Here is a 19,096-nt window from a genome sequence, read left to right on the forward strand (position 1 = left end):
GGGAGGTCAGCGGCCGGGGCTGTCGAAGATCGTCTGGGTGGCGGCGAAGGTCTGGGCGCTCACGTCTTCCTCGGCCTGCCGGGCCGCCTCCATGAGCGCGTCGGACAGCGCCTCGGAGCCCAGCCGCATCGCGCGCGGCGCGATGCGCACGCTCGCCAGCCCCCCGCTCGGCAGGACCTCGACCGTCACCTGCCCATCCGCCGCGACGCCGCGCCCCCTGGCCGACTCCAGACGGCGCCCCACCTCCTCGAGCTGCGCCGTCTGCGCGGCGAGCTGTGCCAGCGCCCGGTCGATCTCCGGATCGCCGCTCGTGGGTATGGTCATGCCGGCTCCTTATCGGTGGAGGATGAACGCCCGGGGGGCGTGCGCCAAAGCGGATCGGAGCGATCCCTGGACGGACATGTCCCCGTTGGCGACCAGCGCGTAGAGGGTCGCCGCCGACGTGGTCCGCCGGAAGAAATTGCCCATCGGACCGGTGCCGAGCATGGTCTCGGTGAACCTGGTGGCCGGGATGAACTTGCGTACGTCGCGCAGGGCCTTGATACCGCCGTCATAGGCCAGCTCGGCGACGAAGTGCTTGCCCGCGTACTCCCACAGGTTGCCCATCGGCTGGCCGGTGGCGGCGGAGCTCGCCGCGTGCACGCCGGTCTTCACCGTGGCCCACACGACCGAGTCGGCCACAGCGTCGAGTCCTTCGCGCACCGCGTACGTGCCCACGTTGAACTTGCCCACCTTCGCGGCCAGGATGGTCTTCATCAGCTTCTGGAAGATCGTCTTCTCCAGCCTGGCCCGCGCCACGAGCCACTTGAACACCCCCTCGGCCGCGATCCTGGCCCCCGGGTAGAGGTAGCCGAACATCATGGTGAACGCCATGGCGGCTAGCTGGGTGCCGATGATCATGAGCTGGTCACGGTGTTCCTCCACCGCCTCGGCGTAGTCGTCGCAGCCGTCGGCCATCTCGTTCAGCGCCGCCGCCATGGCGGCGTAGCGGGGGGCGAGCTGGTCGGGCCACACGTCCGCGAAGCGGTCGACCGACCGGCTGTCGTTCGTCTCGCGCACGGCCGCGACCCCGCTCGCCGTGTGCTGCGCGAGCGTGCCGATCGCCTTGGCGAACTCGCGCAGCTCCGTCGCGCGGGCCCGCAGGTTGGACACATCTGCCACAGGAACGTGTACCTGGGCGAAATAGGCGAGCGCCTGGAACGGATCGAACATCAGGCGCCTTCCCTGGCCGGTGGGGTCACGGGGATCGGGGCGTCGGGAAGGTCCAGGACCGCGGGCAGGGTCGCGATGATGTCCTGCTCCAGGTAATGCCAGAGTTTCCGGAAATCGCGGAGGTTGCCGGCCGTCGTGAAGTTCTTGTCGGCGATGGCGTCCATGTGATGGGTCAGGGCGGTGTAGCCGGCGTGGTACCACTCGGCGAAATCGCGGCCCTCGTCGTCGCCGCCGACCAGGCCGGAGGTGTCTCCCAGCTTCCAGGAGTTCAGGCGGCGTTCCACGACGTCGTCGCCCAGCTTGTCGAAGAGTCCGGCCAGCTCGCGAATGGACGCCCAGTCGATCTGCACCCGGTCCGACGCGCCGGGCCGGTGGGTTGGGGTTGGCGTGTACGTCGGGGAGGGTCTCGGCGTGGGGATCGGCGTGTACGCAGGGGCGCTTGGCGTCGGGCTCGACGGCGTGGGGGTACTCGGCGGAGTGGATGTGGAGGCATCCGTCGGAGTCGGCGTGGGAGTCGGGGTCGCCGTGTCCGTCGGAGTCGGGGTCGGCGTGGGAGTCGGGGTCGCCGTGTCCGTCGGAGTCGGAGTCGGGGTCGGGGTCGGAGTCGGCGTGTCCGTAGGCGTGGGTGTTGGGGTGTCCGACGCGGTGGGGCTGGGAGTGCCCGTGGGACTGGGCTCCTCGGTTGGATCCGCCATTTGCGCCCCCCATTACAAACACGTTAATTTACGGACATAAGCACCTTAGTGCTACAAAATTACTCACAAGTTAATAAATCCGTCGCCGCGGTTAATTTGTGCGCGCAATAAACCGCCCAGCCGATCCGCCAATTCCCGTTCGGCGACGCCGCGCATGGCCGATGCCTCTACCCGCTCGCACACCTCGGCCGCGTCGGTGAGCCCGACGGTCGCGCAGCCGCCCCTCAACCGGTGCGCGAACGAGGCGGCGCGGGCCAGGTCTTCCCCGTGTACTGCCTGGAAGAGCTCGTCATAGACCTCCATGGCCGTCGAGCGGAACGCTTCGGCGATCGCCGTGATCTCCGCCCGCGACAGTCCCGCCAGCTCCGGCGGGAGCCCCGGCGCGGCGGCCCACAGCGGTACCTGGGTCAGGACGTACTGCCAGTCCACGGGCTTGGCGAGGTGGTCGTCCATGCCCGCCTCCAGGCATCGGAGCCGGTCGTTCGGCATCGCCGCCGCGGTCATCGCGATGATCGGCGTACGCGGCTCCTCGCGCCGCCTGATCTCGGCGGTCGCGGCCAGGCCGTCGAGCACCGGCAACTGGCAGTCCATGAAGACCAGGTCGTACCCGCCCGAGAGCACCGCCGCCACGGCTTGCCTCCCGTCAGCGACGGAGTCGACGTGGTGGCCCGCCTTCCGCAGGACGACCACGGCCACCTGGCGGCTCACCTCATCGTCCTCGGCCACCAGGATCCGGACCGGCGCCACACCGGCGCCCGGCGCCTCGGTCGCACCGGTCGCGGGGTCCAGCGCCGCGCCCTGCGCGGAGGCCGGCGCGTGGGCCGACCCGGGGACCAGCGCCGCGCCCTGCGCAGGGGCCAGCGCGTTCTCCACGGCGGCGAGCAAGCGGCGGCGGCTGAGCGGGCGGGTCATCGACTGCACGATCCGCTCGGCCACCGAGATCGGCCAGGAGCGCCCCGGCCGCCCCGGCGTGACGAGCACGATGACGCCGGCGTCACGAAGCAACGGATCGGACAGCACTCCGTCGGTCGACACCCCGCCGGTCAGCACCCCATCGGTCAGCGTGGAATCGGCGTTCGTGGCGCACAGGTCGAGGTCGATCACTACCAGGTCGAACGGCCGGTCCGCTGCGGCGGCGGTCCGCAGGGCGGTCAGCGCGGTCGGGCCGTCGGATACCGTCTCCACCACCAGCCCGGCGTCGTCCAGGATGCGGCCGGCCAGCGCGAGGTCCTCGGGCCGGGCGTCGGCGACGAGCACTCGCCGTCCGCGCACCTCGGGCGCGGACGGGGCCGACCAGGTCAGTACGTCCACCGGCAACGTGACCCAGAAACGGCTGCCCACCCCCTCGACGCTGTCCAGCCCGATCTCGCCGCCCATCAGCTCGGTGAGCTGCCTGCTGATGGCCAGGCCGAGGCCGCTGCCGCCGGTCCGCTGGGTGATCGGGGAATCGACCTGGCGGAAGATGCCGAAGACCCGCTCAAGATCTCCCTGCCCGACGCCCACACCGGTGTCGGTCACCGTGAACCGCAGCGCGACCCGATCATCCCCGGGACCGCCCTCGTCGAGGGTCACCTCCAAGTCGACGCCGCCCTGGACGGTGAACTTCAGCGCGTTGCCGACGACGTTGGTGAGCACCTGCCCGAGCCGTACCGGATCGCCGATCACCTGTTGAGGCAGGCTGTCGCCGAGCCGCGAGGTGAGCCAGAGTCCCTGCTGGTAGGCGTGCGGCGCGAACGGGGCCACCACCTCGTCGCAGAGCCGGGGCAGGTCGAACGGCACCGACTCCACCTGCAGATGCCCCGCCTCGATCTTCGACAGGTCGAGGAAGTCGTCGAGCAGCCGGAGCAGGCCCCGCGCGGACTCCTGGGCTGTGCTCGCGTAGTGGCGCTGCTCGCCGTCGAGCCGGGTCTCCAGCAGCAGGGAGTTCATGCCGAGCACGCCGTTGATCGGGGTGCGGATCTCGTGGCTGATCTTGGCGAGGAACTCGGACTTGGCGCCGGACGCGCTCACCGCCTCGTCCCGGGCGGCGGCCAGCTCGGCCGCGTACCGGGCGAGTGTCCGCTGCGCCCGGCGCCGGCCGCGCGTGGTGTGGATCTGCAGGCCCAGCCCGATGAGGATCAGCAACGCCAGGACGGCGGCGATCGACAGCACCCGTACCCGGAGCTGCTCGGCGGAGGCGAGCGCCGTGTCGGCGGGCACCTCGGCGGTGACCGTCCAGCCGACGTCGGGGATGGGCTCCGACGCCGACAGCACCTTGCCGTCGGGGCCCTGGTGGGTGGTGAAGAGGGTACGGCCGGCCAGCGCCGCGTCCACCCTGGGGTCCTCGCGCAGGGAGGTGAGGGCGTAGAGCTTCCTGCCGGGATCGGCGACGAGCACGCCCGACTGGTCGGTGATCAGCAGCCGGATCCCCTGCGCCTCGGCGGCCTGCGACGCGAAGTCCTGGATGGCGTCCAGACTGTAGACGACGGCCAGGACGCCCAGCACGCTCTTGCCGTCGGCGCTCGGGATCGCCGCGGCCGCCGCGACGGCCCTGGACACGCCGCGCATCGTGGGCGTGTACGCCTGGGAGACGTACGGCTGCGGGCGGTCGCGGACGGAGACGTACCAGTCGGTACTGCTCACGTCCTGGGGCAGCACGCTCGTCGGCTCGGCGCCGGCGATGTCGCCGTGCGGCCCGATCACGATCACGCCGCCGACTCCGGCGCGCATCCTGGCCAGCTCCTCGCGGAACCCGATCATGGTGTCGCGGCCGGCCGGCTTCCCGGAGGTCGCCGCGGCGCGTACCGCGGGCTGCTGGGCGAACGCGCTGACGAGCTGCTTGAGCGAGCCGAGCTGCTGCTCCACCACGACCCGGCTGACCGAGGCGGTGGTCCGCACCCGGTCGCCGACCTCGTCGCCGACGGCGTCCGCCGACAGCGTGATGCTGGACGACGTCAGCAGCGCCAGCGGGAGCAGGCCGAGCAGAATCCACAGTGCCGTCACTGCCAGGAGCCATCCACGGTCTCTCACCAGCGTCACCTCCCCCCGCGGTTCGTCGGCCGCGCGGCCGCTGACACACCGCAGAACACAGTAGGAGGCGGGAGCTTGGCGCGAAGCCCCGCGCTGAGCAAAAGGAGCAGAACGCGATTTGTTGTAACACAACGTCCCTAAGATGCCCGCGTCGATCACAGTCGAGCTAGGAGTGTGGCGATGCCTGGAGCGGGGGACATCACCGTTCTCATCGTGGACGACGACCCGGTCGTGACCGCCGCGCTGCACGCCCAGGTGAACCGCGTCTCCGGGTTCAAGGTGGTGGGAATCGCGCACACCGGCCAGGTGGCGCTCGCCGCCGCCCACCGGTTCGCGCCACGGCTGGTGCTGCTCGACCTCCACCTGCCCGACCTGCCCGGGCTCGAGGTCGCGCACCGGCTGCGGCGCCCGGACCAGCCGCCCACCGACGTGATCGTGATCTCCGGCCACAAGGAGTCGGCCGCGGTGCGCGCGGCCATGCAGCGCGGCGCCCTGTACTACCTGGTCAAACCGACCAGGGCCGGGATTCTGGAGCAGACACTGCTGCGGTACGCGGCGACGGTCGAGCAGCTCGGCTCGGACGGCAGGTTCGTCGAGCAGCAGGAGATCGACCGGATTTTCCGCTCGCTGCATCTGGACGCCTCTCCCCGGGCCAAGAGCATCTCGGCGGCGACCGAGCAGACGGTGCTCGACGGGCTGGCCGCGGTCGAGGACGATCTGTCGGCGCACGAGCTGGCCGAGGCCATCGGTGTCAGCAGGGCGACCGCCCGCCGCTATCTGGAGCACCTGGTCGAGCGGGGGCAGGTCGAGGCCCGGCTGAGGTACGGGCCGACGGGCCGCCCGCAGCACCGGTACTGGGTGCGGTGAAGCCGGTCCGGGCGCTGCTCGCCGTACTCGCCTGCCTGGCACTGGCGGCCTGCGGCTCCTCCGGGGAGCCCGCGTTCCCCGAGGGCTCCACGATGGCCCGCGTCCAGCGGAGCGGCATGCTCACGGTGGGGATCAAGTTCGACTATCCACTGTTCGGGTTCAAGGACCCGGGCAGCGGGCGGATCACCGGGTTCGACGCGGAGATGGCCAGACTGGTCGCCAAGGACCTGACCGGCAGCGAGCGCAACGTCCGGTTCGTCGAGACCCTGCCCGTGCAGCGCGAGGACTTCCTGCGGCAGGGCGTGGTGGACATCGTCGTCGCGACGTACTCCATCACACCGGCCAGGAGCCGGATCGTCGGCTTCACCAACCCCTATTACTACGCCGGACAGGACGTGCTGGCCAGGGCCGGGGACAAGCGCATCGACGGCGTGGCGGATCTCGACGGCCGGGCGGTGTGCACGACTACCGGCTCCACCTCCCTGGACCGGCTGCGGGAACGCGTGCCCGGCGCCCGGCTGGTGATCGTCGACAACTCCAGCGAATGCGTGCCCGCGCTCACGGCCGGGCGCATCGACGCGATCAGCACCGACGACACGATCCTGCTCGGCCTGGTGAAGCGGCGTCCGGGCGCGCTCCGGCTGGTCGGCAAGCCGTTCGGCCGCGAGCCGTACGGCATGGGCGTCCGCAAGGAGGACGTCGCCTTCCGCGACTACCTCAGCGGGCTGATCGGGCGCTATCTGCGCGACGGGCAGTGGGATCGGGCGTTCAGGGACACCATCGGCCTGTCCGGCGCGACCGCCACACAGGCCAAGCCGCCGGTTCACTAACCGGCCCGCCGATCACTGAGCAGAACGCGCACAACCCTCTGCGTGACACATGCCACTCCTACCGTTGCGCCAACGCGGACGGAAGGAGCGTTACCCGTGTCCGAACAGGGGCTGGTCGTCCTCGACCAAGTCAACAAACGCTTTGGCGATCATCACGTACTCAGGGACGTCGACCTGAGCGTACGGCGGGGCGAGGTCGTGGTGATCATCGGCCCGTCGGGCGCCGGCAAGTCCACCCTGTGCCGCGCGATCAACCGGCTGGAGACCATCGACTCCGGCACCATCCGGATCGACGGCATGCCGCTGCCCGAAGAGGGGCGGCAACTGGCCCGGCTGCGGGCCGAGGTCGGCATGGTGTTCCAGTCGTTCAACCTGTTCGCGCACAAGACGGTTCTGGAGAACGTCATGCTCGGGCAGGTCCACGTGCTGAAGAAGAGCAGGGCGGACGCCGAGAAGAAGGCGTATGAGCTGCTGGAGCGCGTCGGCATCGGCGGTCAGGCGGCGAAGTTCCCCGCGCAGCTGTCGGGTGGCCAGCAGCAGCGCGTCGCGATCGCCCGCGCGCTGGCCATGGAGCCGAAGGTGCTCCTGTTCGACGAGCCCACCTCGGCCCTCGACCCGGAGATGGTCAACGAGGTGCTGGAGGTGATGACGGCGCTCGCCCGTGAGGGCATGACCATGGTCGTCGTCACCCATGAGATGGGCTTCGCCCGCCGGGCCGCGGACCGCGTGGTGTTCATGGCCGACGGCGAGATCGTCGAGCAGAACGCCCCCGACGACTTCTTCGGCACCCCGCGCAGTGAGCGCGCCAAGTCGTTCCTCGCCAAGATCCTCACTCACTAAGGACGCGTCATGTTTGGAAGATCCCTTTACGCGGTGTTCGCCGTCGTCGCCCTCACCGCCACCGCCACCGCGTGCGGCGGCGGCCAGGCGAGCTACGACTCGGTCGTGGACAAGGCCAAGAACGACAAGAAGCTGGTCATCGGAGTGAAGGCCGACCAGCCGGGGCTCGGTCTGCGGACGCCGGACGGCACCTTCACCGGGTTCGACATCGAGATCGCCAAGTACGTGGCCAAGTCGCTGGGCGTCGAGGCCAAGGACATCACGTTCAAGGAAACGGTGTCGGCCAACCGGGAGGCGTTCCTGCAGCAGGGCCAGGTGGACATGGTGGTGGCGACGTACTCCATCAACGACGCGCGCAAGCAGAAGGTCTCCTTCGCCGGGCCGTACTTCGTGGCCGGTCAGGACCTGCTGGTCAGGGCGGACGACGCGACGCTGACCGGGCCCGACGCGCTGAACGGCAAGAAGCTGTGCTCGGTCGCCGGGTCGACGTCGGCGCAGAAGGTCAAGGACAGCTACGCCAAGGAGGTGCAACTGCAGGAGGAGCGGACCTACTCCGCGTGCGTGGACCGGGTGCTCGGCGGGCAGCTCGACGCGATCACCACGGACAACGTCATCCTCGCCGGGTACGCCGCGCAGCACACCGGCAAGCTCAAGGTGGCCGGCAAGCCGTTCAGTACGGAGAAGTACGGCATCGGGCTCAAGAAGGACGACTCGGCGGGCCGCAAGGCCGTCAACGAGGCGCTGACCAAGATGTTCGCCGACGGTAGCTGGAAGAAGGCGCTGGAGACCAGCTTCGGCGCAGCCGGCTTCACCGTGCCGGAGGCCCCGAAGCTGGAGCAGTACTGATCATGGACGCGCTGCTCCTGGAGTGGGACACCGTGGTCGCGGCCTTCTGGATGACCGTGTGGCTGACGGCGGTGAGCGCGCTCGGCTCGCTGCTGCTCGGCACGCTGCTGACGGCCATGCGCGTCGCGCCGCTGGCGACCCTGCGCCGAACCGCCACCGTCTACGTGGCCGTGGCCCGCAACACCCCGCTGACGCTGGTGCTGCTGTTCACCGGCCTCGGCGTCGGCGCGAACCTGGGCGTGGAGCTCTCGTCCGACATCGCCACCAACAACTTCTGGCTGGCCTGCATCGGCCTGACCGCCTACACCTCGGCGTTCGTCTGCGAGGCGCTGCGCTCGGGCATCAACACAGTGCCGGTGGGACAGGCCGAGGCCGCCCGTTCGCTCGGGCTCGGCTTCCTCCAGACGTTGCGGCTGATCACGCTGCCGCAGGCGTTCCGCGCGGTGGTCGCGCCGCTGGGCAGCATCCTGATCGCGCTGACCAAGAACACCACGATCGCGCTCGTGGTGGGCGTGAGCGAGGCGTCGGTGCGGATGCGGGAGATGATCGAGACGTACGGGGACCAGGTGATGCAGATCTTCCTCGGGTTCGCGGCCGGGTTCGTGCTGCTGTGCCTGCCCATGGGCCTGCTGTTCGGCTGGCTGTCGCGGCGGCTGGCGGTGGCCCGGTGAGCTACGCCAACCTCTACGAGACGCCGGGGCCGCGCGGCGCGCGCCGCAACCGGGTGCTGGCCGGGGTCATCGCGCTGGTGCTGCTGGCGCTGGCCTATGTGATCTATGTACGGTTCGACGCCAAGGAGCAGTGGTCGGCCGCCAAGTGGACGCCGTTCCTGCGGCCGGAGGTGTGGACCACCTTCATCCTGCCGGGACTGGCCGGAACGCTGGCCGCGGCGCTGGCGGGTGTCGTGCTGGCGGGCCTGTTCGGGCTCGTCTTCGCGACGGCCCGCCTCTCGGACCACCGGTGGATCCGGTGGCCGGCGGCGGCCGTGGTCGAGTTCTTCCGGGCCGTGCCGCTGCTGCTGCTCATCTTCTTCGCGTTCTTCGGTTCGTACGTTCTCATCGGGGTGAACGTCTCGGCCTTCACGGCTGTGGTGTTCGGGCTGACCTTCTACAACGGGTCGGTGATCGCCGAGATCATCCGTGCCGGGGTGCTGAGCCTGCCCCGCGGCCAGGCGGAGGCGGCCCACGCGATCGGGCTGCGCAAGGGGCAGGTCATGCGGCTGGTGCTGCTGCCGCAGGCGTTCCGGGCCATGATGCCGGCCGTGATCAGCCAGTTCGTGGTGCTGCTGAAGGACTCGGCGCTCGGGCTGATCGTGGGTTACGACGAGCTGGTGGACCGGGGGCTGAACGGGATCGCGGCCAATTTCTCGAACATCATCCCGGCGGCCATCCTCATCGCGGCCATCTTCATCGGCATCAACCTGTCGCTGGACCGGCTCGCCCACCGGCTCAGCCGGCGGTGACCCCGCCATTTACCCCATACAGCCAGTCAGACTGCCATACATCGCAATAAGTGGGGTATGGGGCGCACCAGGCCAAACTCGGCATGGGGTAAAGTAACCCATCATTCCGACTGTTATAGTCGGTTTTTGTCTTCGGGCCTGACTGGCGGCTCAGACAGAGAGGGATTGATGAGGGGCGGAACAACACGCCTTGCGGCAGCGGGCGTGGCGATCGTGCTGGGGCTCGCGGCGTGCGGCGGAGTGGACACGGGCGGCGGCTCGACGAATGCGGCGAAGCAGGAGATCACGGTCACCGCGTTCGCGGGCGCATGGGGCGAGCTGTTCAAGAAATCGTTCGTCGAACCGTTCGAACGCGACACGGGCGTCAAGGTGAACCTCGTCTACGGCGCGAACGCCGAATGGCTCACCAAGCTGCGCGCGGCCGGCGGCGAGAACCCGCCGTTCGACGTCATCGCCTTCACGCCCGACGCCTCGCGCCCCGCCGCGGCCACCGGCCTGCTCCAGCCGCTCCCAACCGACCGGCTGGCGCACTGGAAGGAGCTGGACCCCGTACTGACCGAGAAGTCCGCCTATGACGGCAAGCAGTACGGGGTGCCGCTCACCACGGGTTCGACCGGGCTGATGTACCGGACCGACAAGATCAAGAACCCGCCCGCCGACTGGTCGGACATCTTCGACAAGCAGTACTGCGGCCATGTCGCCCTGCCGCCCCTGACCTACAACCCGGGCCTGGAGTTCTTCTCCGCCCTGGTCACCTCCCAGGGCGGCAAGCTGTCCGACCCCGCCGCGGTGGACAAGGCGTTCACCCAGCTGGCGAAGCTGAAGGGCTGCGTGTCGTCGTTCCCGGCCAACGCCGGCAACGCCGCCACGGTCATGGAGAACGGCGACGCCTGGATCATGCCCTTCTGGGACGGCCGCGCCTTCGCCATGGAGCAGGCCGGCTCGCCGATCGGCTACACCTATCCCAAGTCCGGTCCGGTGGGCGCGCTGACCTCCTACTTCGTCGCCGCCGGCACGGCGAAGACCGTTCTCGCCACCAAGTTCCTCGACTACCTGACGGCGGCGCCCAACCAGAAGCCGTTCGGCGAGGGCACCTGGTACGCCGCCGGGAACGACACGATCACCTACAGCAAGGAGTTCGACCAGCGGGTACAGCACGGCCCCGAGGTCTACCGGAAGTTCATCTGGGTCGACTACACGGTCGCGACCCCCAAGCTGAACGAATGGCAGCAGCGGTGGAACCAGATCTTCGGATGATCGAACTGCCCGAGGAAGGCGCCGGACACGTCGAGATCGAGGGCCTGGCCGCCGGCTACGAGGGCGCCCGCGTGCTCGATCTGGAGCGGCTGTCGATCCGCAAGGGCGAGTTCCTGTCGATACTCGGGCCCAGTGGCTGCGGCAAGACGACCCTGCTCAACTGCGTCGCCGGCTTCGTGCAGCCGACGGCCGGGCGGATCGTGATCGACGGCGCCGACGTGACGGACCGCCCGCCGTACCGGCGGGGGCTCGGCATGGTCTTCCAGAGCTACGCGCTGTTCCCGCACATGACCGTCGCCGGCAACGTGGCGTACGGGCTGCGGATCCGGCGGCTGGACCGGGCCGAGCGGGAAGAACGCGTACGCGAGGCCCTGCGCCTGGTCGGCCTGGAGGGCTACGCGGACCGCCGCCCCCGGCAGCTGTCCGGCGGGCAGCAGCAGCGGGTGGCGCTCGCCCGCGCCCTCGCCATCCGGCCCGCCGTCCTGCTGCTCGACGAGCCGCTGTCCAACCTCGACGCCAAGCTGCGCAGGGAGATGCGGGTGGAGCTGCGGGCCATCCAGCGCCGCATCGGCACCACGATGGTCTTCGTCACCCACGACCAGGAGGAGGCGCTGGCCCTGTCCGACCGGATCGCGGTGATGAACGGCGGCCGGATCGAGCAGCTCGGCACCCCCGACGAGGTCTACCGGCGGCCGGCGACCCGGTTCGTCGCGCAGTTCATCGGCGCGGCAAACGTCCTGGAGGGCACGGTGGCCGACGGCCGGCTCGACGTGGACGGGATCCTGCTCGACGCCGGTCCGCTGCCGGTCCGGCAGGCTGGCCGGGCGGTGGTCGCGATCCGTCCCGAACGCATCCGGCTGGGCGCTGATGGCCAGGGCGTTCCCGGGACCGTGGGCTACCGCGCCTTCGCCGGCGACGCCTGGCACGTGGAGGTGCGGCTGGCGAACGGGCGCACGCTGAGCGTGCAGGTCGCCGACACGGGCGCCGACTCCGCCGACCCACCGGGCGCGGGCTCGGCCGTCGTCGCGCACTGGGACCCGGCCGACGTGATCGTCCTCGACACGGGAGCGGGCGGCGAAGACCTAGGAGCTTCCGGAGACGTGGGAGCGGGCGGATGACCCGTGCCAGGCGGTGGGCCGGTCTGACGTACGTGGCTCCGCTGGTGGTCTTCCTGACGGCGCTGTTCCTGGTGCCGCTCGTGGAGTTGCTCCGGCTCAGCTTCAGCCCGGTCGACTCCTACAACACGGCGCTGCCCGGATTCACCCTCGACCAGTACAAAAGGGTGTTCACCGAGCCGTACTTCTACGGCTCGCTGCTGGAGACCCTGGCCACCGCGCTGCTGGTGGCGACACTGTGCGTGCTGCTCGCCTATCCGGCCGCGTACGTCCTGGCCCGCCGCGCCCCTGGGACGATGCGCACCCTGCTGTTCGTCATCGTGATCTCGCCGCTGCTGACCAGCGTGGTGGTACGCACCTACGGATGGGTCGTGCTGCTGTCCGGCAACGGGGTCGTCAACCGGCTGCTCGTCGCCACCGGGCTGCGCGACGAGCCCGCGCGGCTGCTCACCAGCTACCCGTCGGTCGTGATCGCCGTCACGCACGTGCTGCTGCCGTTCGCGATCATCCCGCTCACGACCGCCCTCGGCGGGCTGGACCACAACCTGCACCGGGCCTCCCAGACGCTGGGCGCCGGGCCGGTACGGACGTTCCTGCGGGTCACGGTGCCGCTGAGCCTGCCCGGCGTGGTCACCGGCGCGCTCATCGTCTTCGCCCTCGCCATGGGGATCTACATCACGCCGCTGCTGGTCGGCGGCGTCACCCAGCCGCTGGCCGGCATCCGCGTCTACGACCAGGTGGAGACGGTGTTCAACTATCCGGTCGCGGCCGCGCTCAGCTTCGCGCTGCTGGCGCTCACCCTCCTGTCCACGACGCTGCTCGCGGGCGGGTTCCGGATCTGGGAACGGCGGCTCCATGGCTGAGCGGCGGCGGAGATTCGGCTACGACCGGGCCGTGGGGCTGCTGGGCGGCGCCTGCGCGGCGGCCGTCTTCCTGTTCCTGATCGCGCCGCTGGTGGTGCTGGTGGTGAGCTCGTTCAACCGGGACGCCTCGATGGCCTTCCCGCCGTCCGGGCTGTCCCTGCGCTGGTACGCCGAGGTGCTCGGCTCGCCCGACTGGCAGGTGTCGTTCCGGCTGAGCGGGATTCTGGTGCTCATGGTCGTACCGACGACCGTGGTCATCGGCACCCTCGCCGCCTACGGCCTGGCGCAGGGCTCCTTCCCCGGGCGGCGGCTGCTCCAGGGGCTGGCGCTGTCGCCGCTGATGGTCCCGGAGATCATCACCGCGCTCGGGTTGCTCTACTACTTCCACGGCGTCGGCCTGATCAACAGCGTCCCCGGGTTGTGGCTGGCGCATTCGCTGGTCGCGCTGCCGTTCGTGGTGCGCGCGGTCATGGTGAGCGCGGCGAACCTCGACCCGGCGCTCGAACGGGCCGCGACCAGCCTGGGCGCGGGCCGGGTCCGGGTCTTCTTCACCGTGACGCTGCCGCTGCTGCGGCCGGGCATCATCGCGGGCGCGATCCTCGCCGCGGTCACGTCACTGGGCGAGGTGGCCGTGACGGCCCTGGTGGCCGGCGCCAACACCACGACGGTGCCGCTGCGGATCTTCTCGGCCGTGCAGTACCAGCTCGACCCGTCGATGGCCGCGGTGTCCACGCTCCTCATGGCCGCGAGCGTGGTCGTGATGGTGATCGCCGATAGGTTCGCTCGTATTTCGGAGGCTTTGTGACTACGGCTGTACCCCTGATGGCGCGGATCGGCATCGACGTCGGGGGCACGTTCACCGACCTCGTCGCCGCCGTACCGGAACGCGGCCTGGTGGTCCACCACAAGGAGCCGAGCACGCCCGCCGACCCCTCCAGAGCGGTCGCGGACGGGCTGGCGGCCATCCTGGCCCAGGCCGACCTGCGGCCCGAGGAGATCGGTGGCATCACGCACGGCACCACGATCGGGCTGAACGCCATCATCCAGCGTCGCGGCGCGCGGATCGCCCTGGTGGTGACCGAGGGCTACCGGGACATCCTGGAGATCGGCCGCAGCCGCATGCCGTCCTCCTTCGACCTGTACGCGGGCAAGGAGGAGCCGCTCGTCCCGCGTGACCGGATCGTCGAGATCTCCGCCCGGCTGGGTCCCGGCGGCGTGCCCGTAGCCGAGCCGGACGCGCCGGAGCTGGACCGCGTCGCCGCCCGGCTGCGCGCCATCGGGGCCGACGCGGCGGCGGTCCTGGTCCTGCACGGCTACACCGACCCGGACTTCGAGGAGGGCATCGCGGCCGGCCTGCGGGAGCGGCTCCCGGAGCTGCCCCTGATGGCCTCCGCGACCGTCTGGCCCGAGGTACGCGAGTACGAGCGGGCACTGGTGGCCTGTCTCAACGCCTACATCCAGCCGCTGATGCGCGACTACTTCGGGCGGCTGGAGAGCAGGGTACGCGCGCTGGGCGTGCCCGCCCCCATCTTCATCAGCGCGTCCAACGGCGGGTCGATGAGCCTGCGCTCCGCCGCCGAACGGCCCATTGAGACCGTGCTGTCGGGCCCGGCCGCCGGAGTGGCCGCGGCCGCCCGGCTCGGCATGGGCGCCATCGTCACCTTCGACATGGGCGGCACCAGCAGCGACATCGCGGTGACCGTCAACGGTTCGCCCGAACTCGCCACGCACACCACGGTCGGCGGGCTGCCGCTGATCGTGCCCGTCGTCGCGGTGAGCGCGATCGGGGCGGGCGGCGGGTCCGTCGTCCGGGTGGACGATCAAGGGGTGCTCAAGGTCGGGCCCGAGAGCGTCGGGGCCGAGCCCGGCCCGGTGGCCTACGGCCGGGGCGGGGACCGTCCGGCGGTGACCGACTGCTACCTGGCCACCGGGCTGATCGATCCGGCGACGTTCCTCGGCGGCCGGATGCGGCTCGACGCGGACGCCGCCGCCAAGTCCCTCGCCGACCTCGCCACCCGTCTGAGCTCCGAGGGGGACGGCGCTGACCGAGTCGCCGCGGGCGCGCTGCGGGTGGCCACGGCGGGCATGGCCACCGAGCTCCAGAAGATCATGGCCCAGCGCGGCCTCGATCCCCGGCTGTTCACCCTCGTCCCGTTCGGGGGCGCGGGCCCGACCCACGCCGCGATGCTCGCCGAAGAGGTCGGCATCACCCACATCGTGGTGCCGCCCACGGCCGCCACCTTCTGCGCCCTGGGCGCGGCGGGCGCCGACCTGCGCCGCGACTTCGCCCGCAGCCTGCGCCGCCGCCTCGACCCCGCGAGCGCCGCCCGCCTCGCCGACGTCCTCGGCGAGCTGTCCGGCCAGGCCCGCGCCTGGCTCGCCGAACAGTCCGCCACCGGCGCCGCATCCTCGCTGTCCTACTCGGCCGACATGCGCTACTCCGGCCAGGCGTACGAGCTCCGTGTCGCCCTGGACCCCGGCCGGTTCGAGGTTGAGGCGATCTCCGAGGCGTTCCACGCCGAGCACGAGCGCCTGTACGGCTTCCGCGACCAGCACGCCCCCATCGAGCTTGGCACCGCCAGGCTCGGCGTCGTCGGGCCGGTGGCCGACCTGCCGTCGGCCACCGTACCCCCGGGAACGGGACGTCCCGCCCCGCACGGCCGCAGGCAGGTCCTGCTCGCCGGCGCGTGGCACGCCGCCGACGTCCACCTGCGAACCGCCCTGGGCGTGGGCGACGCGTTCGACGGCCCGGCGATCGTCGAGCAGGACGACACCACCGTCGTCGTCCCGCCCGGCTGGTCCGGGGACGTGGACGGCGCCGGGAACCTGCATCTACATCGAAAGGCCTGATCGTGCGGCTCGACCCCGTCACCTTGGAGATCGTCGGCAATCGGCTGAGCGCCCTGACCGAGGAGATGTGCCTGACGCTGCAGCGTACGAGCCGGTCTCTGTACGTCAAGGAGACCGCCGACTTCTGCTGCGCGCTCGCCGGACTCGACGGCGGCTTCGTCGCCTACCCGCGCGGCATCGGCGTGTCGGGGTTCGTCGGGCTGAACCTCCTGGAGGCGGTACGGGGCGCCGGGCCGCTGGAGCCGGGCGACGTGATCATCACCAACGACCCGTACCGCTCCGGCGGCCTGGCCACCCACCTCACCGACATCCAGGTCATCGAGCCGTACTTCCACGACGGCGAGGTGGTCGGCTACGGCTGGGCGTTCATCCACTGCTCGGACATCGGCGGCCGGGTGCCGAGCAGCCTGTCGCCGATCAACGACGAGATCTACCAGGAGGGCCTGCAGATCCCGCCGGTCAAGCTGGTCCGGGCGGGCGAGCCCAGCCGCGACGTGGAGGCGCTGATCACGGCCAACAGCCGCACGCCGGAGGCCAACCTGGGCGACATCCGGGCCATGCTCGCCGCCCTGCGCACCGGCCGCGAACGGCTCGCGGGCGTCATCGCCCAGCACGGCGTGGACACGGTGCTCGCCGCGCAGGACGACCTGGTCTCCTATACCGCGGGCAAGGCCAGGGCCGCTCTGTCCCGCCTGGACGACGGCACCTACCGGTTCGTCGACTACCTCGACGACGACGCGGTCTCCAGCATCCCGGTACGCCTGTCGGTCACCGCGACCCTCGACGCGGGCCGGCTGCACCTCGACTTCACCGGTACGGATCCGCAGGTCGCCGCGGCCTTCAACATCGCGACCCTGGGCCGGCCGCACGCCTGGATCACCACCCGGGTGCTCGCGCTCATCTGCACGCTCGACCCGGGCATCGCGCTCAACGCCGGGCTCATCGAGCCGATCAGCGTCACCGCTCCCGAGGGCTCGCTGGTCAACCCCGTGCGCCCGGCGGCCGTGGGCGTACGGCATGCCTCGGCCTCCCGCGTCAACGACGCCGTCGGCGGCGCGCTGGGACTCGCCGCCCCGGCGATCCTCCCGGCGGCCTCCAGCGGCCTGGTGGTGCCCGTCGTGGTCGCCGAGCAGCAGAACGTCCAGGTGCTGGAGCCGATGGTCGGCGGAACCGGCGCCCGCGACGGCGCCGACGGCGTGGACGGCCGCGACAGCGGCATCTCCAACCTGTCCAACAACCCGGTGGAGACGGTCGAGACGGAGATCGGCGTCGAGATCCTCCGCTACGGCCTGCGGGCGGACTCCGGGGGCGCCGGGCGCTGGCGCGGCGGCTGCGGTCTCGAACTGACCTTCCGCGTACTGGACGACGGCTCGAAACTGCTGGCCCGGGGGCTGGAACGGCTGTGCTTCCGCCCGTGGGGCGTGCGGGGCGGCGGTCCCGGCGCGCCGACCGAGCTGATCGTCAACCCGGGCACGCCGGGAGAGCGCCGGCATCTCAAGATCGATGTGCTGCCGCTGGAGCGTGGCGACGTCGTCACCCTCCTGACCTCGGGCGCGGGCGGCTACGGCGATCCGTACACCAGGGATCCCGCCGCCGTCCTGCGCGACGTGGAACGCGGGGTGGTGTCCCGGGAGGCGGCGGAGCGCGAGTACGGCGTGGTGCTGCACGGTCCTGCCGACGGACCCGCTCATGGCCGTGCCGATGGTCCCGCCGTTGGGCTCGCCATTGATGAGGCGGCCACCACAGCGGCCCGCCTGCTCGATCGTCGCGAGGGCTTCGGGTTCGGGCCCGAGCGGCAGGCGTGGGAGTCCGTCTTCGACACCGGCACCGTGGACCGGCTGGTGGCCGCCCTGTTCCGCCTCCCGCGACCGGCGCGTCAGCCTCGCCGTACCGCCCTGTACAACGCCGTACTCCGCGAGTTGCCCGACGGCTTCCCCCGAACGCCGCCTGCCCCGGGCCAGCTGGACGCCGCCCGCCGTACCCTCAGCAAAGAGATCATCACGCTGGAAGGACTCGTATGAGGGGAATCGACGCGGTGCTGGCCCGGCTCGACGACGCGGCCCGAGACGAGCTCGCCGCGCTCTACCGGGACCTGCACCAGCACCCCGAGCCCGCCTTCGAGGAGAAGCGCACCGCGGGCATCGCCGCCGGCCGCCTCCGGGAGGCCGGGTTCGAGGTGCGCACCGGCATCGGTGGCACCGGCGTGGCCGGCGTCCTGCGCAACGGCGAGGGCCCGACGGTCGCGCTGCGCGCCGACATGGACGCCCTGCCGGTGCTGGAACGGACCGGCCTGCCGTACGCGAGCACCCATGACGGACTCATGCACGCCTGCGGTCACGACGTGCACGTGACCTGCCTGACCGGGGCCGCGCAGCTGCTGTCGGCGGGCCGCGACCAGTGGCGGGGCACGCTCGTGGCACTGTTCCAGCCCGCGGAGGAGATCGCCGCCGGGGCGCGGGCCATGGTGGACGACGGGCTGTTCGACCTGACCGGCCCGCCGTCCGTCGTCCTCGGCCAGCACGTCTTCCCGCGCCCGGCGGGCACGGTGCTGATCCGGCCGGGAGAGATCCTGGGCGCCGCCGACAGCATGGAGATCCGCCTGTACGGCAGGGGCGGGCACAGCTCCCAGCCGGAACGTACGGTCGATCCCGTGGTCCTGGCCGCGGCCATCGTGATGCGCCTGCAGACCGTGGTCTCCCGCGAGGTGTCACCCTTCGAGCGCGCCGTGCTGACGGTGGCCCAGATCCACGCGGGCCACAAGGAGAACGTCATCGCCGACGAGGCGTCCATCACGCTCAACATCCGCACCTTCTCCCCCGAGGTCCGCCGCACCCTGCTGGCCGCGATCGAACGCGTCGTCAACGCCGAGGCCGTGGCGTCCGGCGCACCCCGTCCGCCCTCGTTCCACACGCTCAACGCCTTCCCCCTGACCGCCAACGACCCCGGCGCCACCGCCGACCTGACCGACGCCTTCACCAGCCGCTTCGGCGCCGCCCGGGTGGCCGACATGGCACCGATGATGGGCAGCGAGGACTTCGGCGTCTTCGGGACCGCCGCCGGGGCGCCGTCCGTCTTCTGGGGGCTCGGCGGCGCCGACCCGTCTCAGTACGCCCGCGCCGAGCGGGAGGGCCGCCTGGGCGAGGACGTACCGAGCAACCACTCCCCCTTCTTCGCCCCCTTGATCTCCCCCACCCTGCCGATGGGCGTCGAAGCCCTGGTCACCGCCGCACTCACCTGGCTGAGCCGGTGA

Annotated in this window: 17 protein-coding genes; 13 read left to right on the forward strand and 4 right to left on the reverse strand. The window is 71.0% G+C overall.

What is annotated here, in order from left to right; genetic code table 11:
• Positions 1–6: 6 nt before the first annotated feature.
• From AB0B61_RS05495 to AB0B61_RS05510, 4 genes are all read right to left on the reverse strand, one after another.
• Positions 7–324 carry a YbaB/EbfC family nucleoid-associated protein gene (locus tag AB0B61_RS05495; RefSeq protein ID WP_358428399.1) on the reverse strand — a complete coding sequence of 106 codons (318 nt, stop codon included), beginning with the start codon at positions 322–324 and terminating at the stop codon, positions 7–9.
• 9 nt (positions 325–333) lie between these two features.
• Positions 334–1,212 (reverse strand): hypothetical protein, encoded by an 879-nt coding sequence (locus AB0B61_RS05500; RefSeq protein ID WP_358428402.1) that lies wholly within the window; start codon positions 1,210–1,212, stop codon positions 334–336.
• Positions 1,212–1,562: a hypothetical protein gene (locus AB0B61_RS05505; RefSeq protein ID WP_358428405.1), complete on the reverse strand. Its 351-nt coding sequence runs from the start codon at positions 1,560–1,562 to the stop codon at positions 1,212–1,214. The genes AB0B61_RS05500 and AB0B61_RS05505 overlap by 1 nt, the downstream gene beginning before the upstream one ends.
• Positions 1,563–1,970: 408 nt before the next feature.
• Complete coding sequence (locus tag AB0B61_RS05510) at positions 1,971–4,916, reverse strand: response regulator (protein WP_358428408.1); 2,946 nt, start codon at positions 4,914–4,916, stop codon at positions 1,971–1,973.
• Between the two features lie 180 nt (positions 4,917–5,096).
• Here AB0B61_RS05510 and AB0B61_RS05515 point away from each other — a divergent pair, with 180 nt between their 5' ends.
• The 13 genes from AB0B61_RS05515 (at position 5,097) to AB0B61_RS05575 (ending at position 19,096) form a co-directional block, all read left to right on the forward strand.
• Positions 5,097–5,783, forward strand: a complete 687-nt coding sequence (locus AB0B61_RS05515; RefSeq protein WP_358428411.1) for a response regulator — start codon at positions 5,097–5,099, stop codon at positions 5,781–5,783.
• The gene (locus AB0B61_RS05520) at positions 5,780–6,613 is read left to right on the forward strand and encodes a glutamate ABC transporter substrate-binding protein (protein WP_358428414.1); all 834 of its coding nucleotides are present in this window, start codon (positions 5,780–5,782) and stop codon (positions 6,611–6,613) included. Before AB0B61_RS05515 ends, AB0B61_RS05520 begins: the two co-directional genes overlap by 4 nt.
• A 96-nt stretch (positions 6,614–6,709) precedes the next feature.
• Positions 6,710–7,453: an amino acid ABC transporter ATP-binding protein gene (locus AB0B61_RS05525; RefSeq protein WP_358428417.1), complete on the forward strand. Its 744-nt coding sequence runs from the start codon at positions 6,710–6,712 to the stop codon at positions 7,451–7,453.
• A gap of 9 nt (positions 7,454–7,462) precedes the next feature.
• A complete protein-coding gene (locus AB0B61_RS05530; RefSeq protein WP_358428420.1) occupies positions 7,463–8,299 on the forward strand; it encodes a glutamate ABC transporter substrate-binding protein in 837 nt (278 codons plus the stop codon).
• Between the two features lie 2 nt (positions 8,300–8,301).
• A complete protein-coding gene (locus AB0B61_RS05535) occupies positions 8,302–8,970 on the forward strand; it encodes an amino acid ABC transporter permease (RefSeq protein WP_358428423.1) in 669 nt (222 codons plus the stop codon).
• Positions 8,967–9,761 (forward strand): ABC transporter permease subunit, encoded by a 795-nt coding sequence (locus tag AB0B61_RS05540; RefSeq protein WP_358428426.1) that lies wholly within the window; start codon positions 8,967–8,969, stop codon positions 9,759–9,761. The genes AB0B61_RS05535 and AB0B61_RS05540 overlap by 4 nt, the downstream gene beginning before the upstream one ends.
• Positions 9,762–9,965: 204 nt before the next feature.
• Positions 9,966–11,018 carry an extracellular solute-binding protein gene (locus AB0B61_RS05545; protein WP_358428429.1) on the forward strand — a complete coding sequence of 351 codons (1,053 nt, stop codon included), beginning with the start codon at positions 9,966–9,968 and terminating at the stop codon, positions 11,016–11,018.
• Positions 10,997–12,136, forward strand: a complete 1,140-nt coding sequence (locus tag AB0B61_RS05550; protein WP_358428432.1) for an ABC transporter ATP-binding protein — start codon at positions 10,997–10,999, stop codon at positions 12,134–12,136. The genes AB0B61_RS05545 and AB0B61_RS05550 overlap by 22 nt, the downstream gene beginning before the upstream one ends.
• Positions 12,133–12,996 (forward strand): ABC transporter permease, encoded by an 864-nt coding sequence (locus tag AB0B61_RS05555; RefSeq protein ID WP_358428435.1) that lies wholly within the window; start codon positions 12,133–12,135, stop codon positions 12,994–12,996. Before AB0B61_RS05550 ends, AB0B61_RS05555 begins: the two co-directional genes overlap by 4 nt.
• On the forward strand, positions 12,989–13,801 hold the full coding sequence (locus AB0B61_RS05560; protein ID WP_358428438.1) for an ABC transporter permease: 813 nt from the start codon (positions 12,989–12,991) through the stop codon (positions 13,799–13,801). Before AB0B61_RS05555 ends, AB0B61_RS05560 begins: the two co-directional genes overlap by 8 nt.
• Positions 13,798–15,846: a hydantoinase/oxoprolinase family protein gene (locus AB0B61_RS05565; protein WP_358428441.1), complete on the forward strand. Its 2,049-nt coding sequence runs from the start codon at positions 13,798–13,800 to the stop codon at positions 15,844–15,846. The genes AB0B61_RS05560 and AB0B61_RS05565 overlap by 4 nt, the downstream gene beginning before the upstream one ends.
• 2 nt (positions 15,847–15,848) lie before the next feature.
• On the forward strand, positions 15,849–17,867 hold the full coding sequence (locus AB0B61_RS05570) for a hydantoinase B/oxoprolinase family protein (RefSeq protein WP_358428444.1): 2,019 nt from the start codon (positions 15,849–15,851) through the stop codon (positions 17,865–17,867).
• Positions 17,864–19,096, forward strand: a complete 1,233-nt coding sequence (locus AB0B61_RS05575) for an amidohydrolase (protein ID WP_358428447.1) — start codon at positions 17,864–17,866, stop codon at positions 19,094–19,096. The genes AB0B61_RS05570 and AB0B61_RS05575 overlap by 4 nt, the downstream gene beginning before the upstream one ends.

The organism is Nonomuraea sp. NPDC049158 (genome assembly GCF_040648335.1).
Classification (GTDB): Bacteria; Actinomycetota; Actinomycetes; order Streptosporangiales; family Streptosporangiaceae; genus Nonomuraea.

Bases quoted from the DNA above. Each gene is read 5' to 3' on its own strand.
- AB0B61_RS05495 (WP_358428399.1), bottom strand. From the start codon at position 324: ATGACCATACCCACGAGCGGCGATCCGGAGATCGACCGGGCGCTGGCA.
- AB0B61_RS05500 (WP_358428402.1), bottom strand. From the start codon at position 1,212: ATGTTCGATCCGTTCCAGGCGCTCGCCTATTTCGCCCAGGTACACGTT.
- AB0B61_RS05515 (WP_358428411.1), top strand. From the start codon at position 5,097: ATGCCTGGAGCGGGGGACATCACCGTTCTCATCGTGGACGACGACCCG.
- AB0B61_RS05530 (WP_358428420.1), top strand. From the start codon at position 7,463: ATGTTTGGAAGATCCCTTTACGCGGTGTTCGCCGTCGTCGCCCTCACC.
- AB0B61_RS05535 (WP_358428423.1), top strand. From the start codon at position 8,302: ATGGACGCGCTGCTCCTGGAGTGGGACACCGTGGTCGCGGCCTTCTGG.
- AB0B61_RS05555 (WP_358428435.1), top strand. From the start codon at position 12,133: ATGACCCGTGCCAGGCGGTGGGCCGGTCTGACGTACGTGGCTCCGCTG.
- AB0B61_RS05560 (WP_358428438.1), top strand. From the start codon at position 12,989: ATGGCTGAGCGGCGGCGGAGATTCGGCTACGACCGGGCCGTGGGGCTG.
- AB0B61_RS05575 (WP_358428447.1), top strand. From the start codon at position 17,864: ATGAGGGGAATCGACGCGGTGCTGGCCCGGCTCGACGACGCGGCCCGA.